The organism is Hominilimicola sp., assembly GCF_046972485.1.
Lineage (GTDB): Bacteria > Bacillota > Clostridia > UBA1381 > UBA1381 > Hominilimicola > Hominilimicola fabiformis.
Genome location: NZ_JBKVWU010000183.1, coordinates 1 through 3,228 on the forward strand (window position 1 = coordinate 1; position 3,228 = coordinate 3,228).

Here is a 3,228-nt window from a genome sequence, read left to right on the forward strand (position 1 = left end):
AATTTACAATAACCGCCAAGCGGCAAAATTCTTATTGAGTATTGTGTTTCGCCTTTCTTTTTCTTGAATATTGCAGGTCCCATTCCGACAGAAAATTCATCAACTTTAAAGTTCAGCATTTTTGCAACAATAAAGTGACCGAATTCGTGCAGTGAAACCATTACAAGGAACATTACAACAGATACAATCGCAGTTATCAAATTAAACTCTCCTTTTCAAATCTATATACAATCTCACGGGCTAACTTATCTGTTTCCCATATATCCGAAATTGTCGGATTTTCGATATTTTTAATCTCGCTCATTGCCTTTGCGATAGCGTCGGATATGCCGAGATAAGATATTTTACCTTGCATAAACAACTCAACCGCCGCCTCATCAGCACTGTTAAATACAGTCGGTTTTATACCGCCGTCTTTAAGTGCATCATATGCCAATTTCAACGCATAAAACGTGTCTGTATCAGGTTCGTCAAATGTAAGTGACGGATACTTTGTAAAGTCAAGTTCGTTATTCTTCATCGGAAGTCTGTTCGGATACGTCAATGCGTACTGTATAGGAAGTCGCATATCAGGTGCACCGAGCTGTGCAATTACTCCGTTATCCACGAACTCAACCATTGAATGTACAACGCTCTGTCTGTGTACCAAAACTTTTATGTTATCCGTTCCGAAAAGCCACTTCGCCTCCATCACTTCAAGTCCTTTATTGACAAGCGTTGATGAATCTATCGTAACCTTTGCACCCATATTCCAATTAGGGTGTTTTAATGCGTCCTCAGGTTTTATGTCAACCAGTTCTTCACGTTTTTTCCCAAAGAACGGACCGCCCGATGCGGTTAAAAGTATTCTCTTTACTTCGCGTCTGTCCTTACAACCTTGAAGTGACTGAAATATCGCACTGTGTTCACTGTCTACCGGAAGTATTGCAACTCCGTTTTTCTTTGCCAAATCCATAACGATATGACCGCCTGTTACAAGCGTTTCCTTATTCGCAAGAGCAATATTTTTCTTTGCCTTTATTGCCTCTATTGTAGGCTCAAGTCCCGAAATACCGACAACCGCGGTTACAACCGTATCTGCATCGTCAGCCGTTGCCGTTTCTATAAGACCTTCTTTTCCTTGTACTACTTTTATATCGGTATCGGCAAGCTTGATTTTTAAATCCTTAGCCTTTTCTTCATCGGTAATGCACACCGTTTTCGGTTTAAACTCTCTCGCCTGTTTTTCAATTAAGTTCACATTTGAATGTGCAGACATTGCCTCTATTTTTATACCCTTGTATTCGCGGGCAATTTCAAGAGTCTGCGTACCGATTGAACCTGTTGAGCCCAATACCGCTATTTTCTTTTCAAATTCCATTTGTCTTTTCTCCAATTAATTTGACATTCCCTACATAATTCCAAAAATCACCATAGGCAATATATACATAATAGGTGCTATAAACATAACGCTGTCAAATCTGTCCATAAATCCGCCGTGTCCCGGGAATATCCAACCGAAATCTTTTATTCCTGTATCGCGTTTGATAGCCGAAGCAATCAAATCGCCGAGCTGTGACAATGCACCGCCTACAAGACCGTAAACCGCACCCTCAACAACTACATTGCTCCACGTCAACATATTTGTATCAAATACATTTTTCACAATCAATAGATATACAATACATATAACCATTGCACCGACAACACCGCCGACAGAGCCTTCAACCGTTTTATTTGGGCTGACGTGAGGTATCAGTTTGTGTTTGCCTAAAAATCTGCCTGTAAAATACGCAAACGTATCACACGACCACGCACATATAAATGTTAAAAGCATTGTTGCTGTATCAAATGTTTCTTTTGCAAGCCACACGCAGCTCATCGAAAGTACAATATATATAGTTAAGAAACCATTTGAAAGTATATCCTTATAATTTCTTTTACCGTGCTTTGCCACTACTGTAATCATATGCAGTGCTATGATAAAAATTATGCCTATTGACGCAGTTGCCCATGCAAAAGTATCCCACTCTATTGCTTTGCAAAAATAAATTGATGACATCAATATGACAGCGGAAATAAATCCGATAGTTTTCATACCCAAATCGGCTTTTGTTGCACTGTAACACTCATATAGCATAAACAATATAACCGCCGCAAGTGCAACTGTAAAGCATATAGGCGGTAAAAACAGTATACCAACAAATACCGCCAATGCGACCACCGACGTTATAATTCTCTTAACCATTTTTACACACCCCCAAATCTTCTGCCTCTGTTTTGAAAATCGATTATAGCCTTATGTAAATCAGCCGGTTTAAAATCAGGCCATAGCTTATCGGTAAACCACATTTCCGCATAGCTTACCTGCCAAAGCATAAAGTTTGACAATCTCTGCTCACCGCTTGTTCTGATAAGCAAGTCAACGTCAGGCTGATTTTCGGTATACAGATAGCTTGAAAAAACTTCATCGTCAATATCATCAACATTCTGCCTGCCGTCCTTAACGTCCTTACAGATATTTTTCACTGCATTTACAATTTCTTCACGACCGCCGTAGTTAAGAGCGATATTCATAACAATTCCTGTATTATTCTTTGTAAAATTCTCTGTCTTTATAATCTGCCGACAAATTTCTTCGGACAGACCTTTTCTTGAACCGATTACACGAATAACAACATTCTCTCCCGAAAGAGTTTTTTCGGCATTTCTCAGATAGTCAAGCAAAAGCGACATAAGATAGTCAACTTCTTCTTTCGGTCGTTTCCAATTTTCCGTTGAAAAAGCATATACCGTTATATACTTTACACCGAGATTATTTGCCTCTGTGATAATTTTTTTCAGTGAATCCGCTCCGGCACTGTGTCCGGCACTTCTCGGCAAACCTCTTTTTTTCGCCCATCTGCCGTTACCGTCCATTATAATTCCGATATGCTGCGGAAGTCTTGACATATCTATTTCATTGATTTTCTTTTTCTTTGAAAAAAACATACGATACCTCTCTATTTAGCACAATACCGGCAGACTTAGCCTGCCGGTCATATGCGTAGTGATTTTAATTATCAAACCTCAAGGATTTCTTTTTCCTTTACGGCACTGATATTATCAATTTCTTTAATATACTTATCTGTCAAGTCTTGTATATCCTTTTCTGTTTCTTTCAAATCGTCCTCTGTGATTTCGCCGTCTTTCTTCATAGCCTTGTACTTATCAATAGCGTCACGTATTGCGTTACGAAATTGCACCTTA

5 protein-coding genes are annotated in these 3,228 nt (G+C 39.2%); all 5 read right to left on the reverse strand.

Translation table 11 applies throughout. The features are described from left to right. Positions 1 to 200, reverse strand: a 200-nt coding sequence (locus ACLTU0_RS11500; protein ID WP_412322570.1) for a site-2 protease family protein, incomplete at its 3' end; no start/stop codon positions are given. Further along, positions 197 to 1,360, reverse strand: coding sequence for a 1-deoxy-D-xylulose-5-phosphate reductoisomerase (locus ACLTU0_RS11505; RefSeq protein WP_412275824.1), 1,164 nt, complete (start codon positions 1,358 to 1,360; stop codon positions 197 to 199). The genes ACLTU0_RS11505 and ACLTU0_RS11500, both read right to left, overlap by 4 nt. A 30-nt stretch (positions 1,361 to 1,390) precedes the next feature. After that, positions 1,391 to 2,227 carry a phosphatidate cytidylyltransferase gene (locus tag ACLTU0_RS11510; protein WP_337870769.1) on the reverse strand — a complete coding sequence of 279 codons (837 nt, stop codon included), beginning with the start codon at positions 2,225 to 2,227 and terminating at the stop codon, positions 1,391 to 1,393. Between the two features lie 2 nt (positions 2,228 to 2,229). Next, positions 2,230 to 2,970: an isoprenyl transferase gene (locus tag ACLTU0_RS11515; RefSeq protein ID WP_412322572.1), complete on the reverse strand. Its 741-nt coding sequence runs from the start codon at positions 2,968 to 2,970 to the stop codon at positions 2,230 to 2,232. A gap of 71 nt (positions 2,971 to 3,041) precedes the next feature. Beyond that, positions 3,042 to 3,228: ribosome recycling factor (locus ACLTU0_RS11520; protein ID WP_412322573.1), on the reverse strand; the 187-nt coding region annotated here is incomplete at its 5' end.

Bases quoted from the DNA above. Each gene is read 5' to 3' on its own strand.
- ACLTU0_RS11515 (WP_412322572.1), bottom strand. From the start codon at position 2,970: ATGTTTTTTTCAAAGAAAAAGAAAATCAATGAAATAGATATGTCAAGA.
- ACLTU0_RS11505 (WP_412275824.1), bottom strand. From the start codon at position 1,360: ATGGAATTTGAAAAGAAAATAGCGGTATTGGGCTCAACAGGTTCAATC.
- ACLTU0_RS11510 (WP_337870769.1), bottom strand. From the start codon at position 2,227: ATGGTTAAGAGAATTATAACGTCGGTGGTCGCATTGGCGGTATTTGTT.